The sequence below is a fragment of the Streptomyces sp. NPDC001617 genome (genome assembly GCF_053596855.1).
Genome location: NZ_JBSFHA010000194.1, coordinates 1 through 2925, shown reverse-complemented (window position 1 = coordinate 2925; position 2925 = coordinate 1). Strand labels below are relative to the sequence as shown.

At 54.8% G+C, this 2925-nt stretch carries 1 protein-coding gene and 1 pseudogene; one reads left to right on the top strand and one right to left on the bottom strand.

Annotated features, from left to right (window positions below; genetic code table 11):
- Positions 1-282 precede the first annotated feature (282 nt).
- Positions 283-2379: a hypothetical protein gene (locus ACWC09_RS52450; RefSeq protein WP_450859388.1), complete on the bottom strand. Its 2097-nt coding sequence runs from the start codon at positions 2377-2379 to the stop codon at positions 283-285.
- Positions 2380-2814: 435 nt separating this feature from the next.
- On the opposite strand from ACWC09_RS52450, the pseudogene ACWC09_RS52445 reads away from it, so the two are divergent.
- Positions 2815-2925, top strand: a pseudogene (locus ACWC09_RS52445) (IS630 family transposase); the annotation flags it as partial.

Below are 2925 nucleotides of genomic sequence, written 5' to 3'. Positions count from 1 at the left end.
CACCCCGTAGGAGGCATCAAGTGGTCGACGCGGATCAGACATTCGTCATCGTCGGAGGCGGCCTCGCCGGCGCGAAGGCGGCCAAGCAAGCTGATGGACCCTCATGCAAGATCGAGGCTAACCACCACCAGTAAGCGATTCAAACCCAAGATCCGTGTGGGTTCCTCGTGGTACTCCAACGGGCCCGCCCTGAATGTGCTCCTAAGGGCTTGCCAGTGGATCACGGGGACCTGAGGCGTGCTGGGATCACCGCCCTTCACGACCGCCCCGGACATCGCCGATTCAAACCGAGTCATGGCTCCGCATTATTTGCAGAAATTCGTGACCAGGCACGTGTAGGTCAAGCTGCTGCTCACTAGGCAACATCCAACGCTCATACGGCTGCCCTCTGCGCCGCATTCCCATCCGCACGATGGCCTCCATAGAGCGCGCCCCATGATTGTATCTTGGAATACCGAGGAAGGCGTGCAGTACTCCTTTATTAACGTCAAATCGACCTCCATATTCAGCAACGTCCTCCCTTGCGAATAGGGAATTAAGAATCAATGCCCGGCGCACCATCACTTCTTTACTGGGGCGCACACTCGAGGATGGCGAATCGATACCTTCTACGTCTATATACCCTCGCAATCTACTAAGGAAGTCATCTCCCTTCGCATCGCGATTGCCATCCACCTTGCGAGCTCCCTTCACGGCCACCCCGCGACCGCGAATTACATCCGCCCTGCGCCCCCCCTTTACCTGATCACTGAACTGCCTATAGCTGTAACTAGTACCGCCAGCGAAAACAAAGATGGCAGGTCCAATTAGATGCGTCACTTCTTCTTGTTGAAATTTGCCATCTTGAATTGGAGCCAAGAAATACTTGAGCCATCCCAGAGCAGAGCCATCGAGCGGTGCGTCAAATTCATCCCAAAATGCCAGTGGAACCTGACCAGAGAGTGCCACATCCCTAACCTGATGCAGCGCACCGACAAGTTCAGACGCCGACCCAAATTGCGATAGGTTGAAGGTTAGCGGCTCGATGAGCATTTCATCTTGCCAGTCCTTGGTCAATTGCTTAATGGCATAACTCTTACCAGACCCCGGTTGCCCAAATACCGCTATAGCCAGAGGCTGGGCCTTGAGTAGGTCACGCCCGCTGCGGCGGCAATAGTTATCAATAAGTTTCCGGATCGAACGCAGGCTCTCTATCTCCTTCTGGTCAGCTGTCAACAACTCACCGAATCTCGCAATGGGCCACTTCTCTAGGTGATGCTCAAGTGCTGGCCTACCCCTGAGAGCGATATCAAACAAAGGAGAGTCATCCAATTTCAAGTCACCGTCGAAGGTGGCTAGTTGGTTAGAGCTTGGCTTCATGTCGTGACTTGGACGCTGAATTAGATCGGCTTCACTGAGCTTATCCAACTGTGCGTCTCGATCGACATTCGCCGCATCTTCATCGAAGAGTCCAGAGGGTGAGGTGAATTCACCGTTCGGTGACTCAGTCACTCCGGGAATAGTTGAAGGTTTGACTACAAATCCCTTCTCATACAGACGCTGCATGGCTAGCAGTCCCTCTTTCACCGCGCTCGTAAGGTCTGGCGATTCAGGCCCTTCACCTGGATAAGTGGCCAGCTCGGGCACGAGCGCTGCACATAGCGCGCTCCCATATCCAAACATCATGCCCTCTTGGTGGTGCCTGAGCCACTCCCCTTCCATAACCTCGTGGTTATATATCAACTTCGGGTGGGGCACCCCAGTAACCTTTTCGGTTTGATCAATTAGTATTGCGCCAGTTGGCCCAAAAGAAAGGATTAGGTACGGGCAGTAGGTGAGATCTCTGAGCCCATTTCTATTCTGTATCTCTGTGAGAACGTCATAGGCGGAACGTTGCCATGATAGATCTCTGCTTATTTCAGCCCCTCTGTCACGCAATCGGGCGACAGCGGTGAGGACGACGAGTCGATGCTTGAGCCAATCCTCCCCCGGCTCCTTGATTCGAGACATTAGAGATATCCACAAGGGGCCGTCTGCTATGTTGTGACTAAGTTTCAAAATCACCCACGGCTTATAATCGCTTGCTGGCAACGGAAGCAGGTGTTCCCATTTCCCTTCCGACTCCCGAAAGCCCAAATCCGCATCGTCAATCACAATAACGGCGTGGTGGTTCGTATTTCTTTTGTTATAACGGGCCGGCTCTTTGTCGGCTTGATTGGCGTTGTGTCGGAATCCGATGTACTGGTCGACTCTGTACCCCTTCCCCTTGTCGTTCCTGCGGAGAACCGCAAATGAGTGGTTATATCCACTGCGGTAGGCCACCAAGTCGCTCTGGACTGGTTCGTCAGCTGCGCAGTCAGGGGCGCCAACGTTGAGGCCATTAAGGGCATCTTTGATCATGTGTTTAAGTAGAAATATACCTCCTTTATGCCAGCAGAGACTCACCGAGACGTGGAGCCGCTCGTCTGGATTTCGACTGTCATAACTATGCGAGGGCAGCACTGCCCAGTCTATCGTTTGATCTCCAGTTATGAAGACAGGGTGGTTTTCAGGTGGGTTCGACATGATGGTGTCCCGGTTACGTTGACCATGCCCAAAGAGGGTCGATTGCACAGGTAACTATCGGAGACTCGTCAGTCGTAATTTGAAGAGCGGCCGCAAGCGATATGGGCTTCCCGCGCTGGCCGGGCCACTACACTTCAAGGGGCAACCCCACCTCCTATTGCACACCCAGATCGCGAGGTTGGCCACTTGGGCTCCGGCTTGTTACTCAGGTTGAATCGGCGATGTCCGGGCGGTCGTGACGAGTGGTGATCCCTGCGGTACGACGGCCTCATGCGGTATGCGCAAGGGGGCGGGCTGACGCCCGCGGAGCAGGAGAAGCGGGAGGCCGTGCGGGTGGAGGCGGCCAAGTGGTTCGAGGCCGGGGCGGGCACGGCGCGGATC

What these genes read in the sequence shown, in the direction of transcription:
- ACWC09_RS52450 (WP_450859388.1), bottom strand. Translation starts at nt 2,379, where the DNA reads ATGATCAAAGATGCCCTTAATGGCCTCAACGTTGGCGCCCCTGACTGC.